The following is a 452-nucleotide window of genomic DNA, read 5'->3' on the forward strand; positions in this document are numbered from 1 at the left end:
TAGCTCAGTTGGTAGAGCGTCTGCCTTACAAGCAGAATGTCGGCGGTTCGATCCCGTCAGCGCCCACCAAGCCTTTACGTTAAGCTCTCAAGTGCAGCGGTAGTTCAGTTGGTTAGAATACCGGCCTGTCACGCCGGGGGTCGCGGGTTCGAGCCCCGTCCGCTGCGCCACTTAAGACTTAACATCGTTTACCCCACAATTTCGACATTGTGAAAGTGCAGCGGTAGTTCAGTTGGTTAGAATACCGGCCTGTCACGCCGGGGGTCGCGGGTTCGAGCCCCGTCCGCTGCGCCACTTTTCAGTTCGGGTTGTGTTTGGAAGAAGATTTGAGATGTAAAAGTTTTAAATCGAAAAATTAATAATTTATTAGTTTTTTCTTCTTGGGGCGCTTAGCTCAGTTGGTAGAGCGTCTGCCTTACAAGCAGAATGTCGGCGGTTCGATCCCGTCAGCG

The 452-nt window shown here is 52.0% G+C and carries 2 tRNA genes; both read left to right on the forward strand.

The features are described 5' to 3' along the window. Positions 1-93: 93 nt before the first annotated feature. Positions 94-170, forward strand: a tRNA-Asp gene (locus J580_RS22745). Between the two features lie 47 nt (positions 171-217). After that, positions 218-294, forward strand: a tRNA-Asp gene (locus J580_RS22750). Positions 295-452: the final 158 nt, after the last annotated feature.

This window comes from Acinetobacter sp. 1542444 (assembly GCF_000581835.1).
Lineage (GTDB): Bacteria > Pseudomonadota > Gammaproteobacteria > Pseudomonadales > Moraxellaceae > Acinetobacter > Acinetobacter pittii.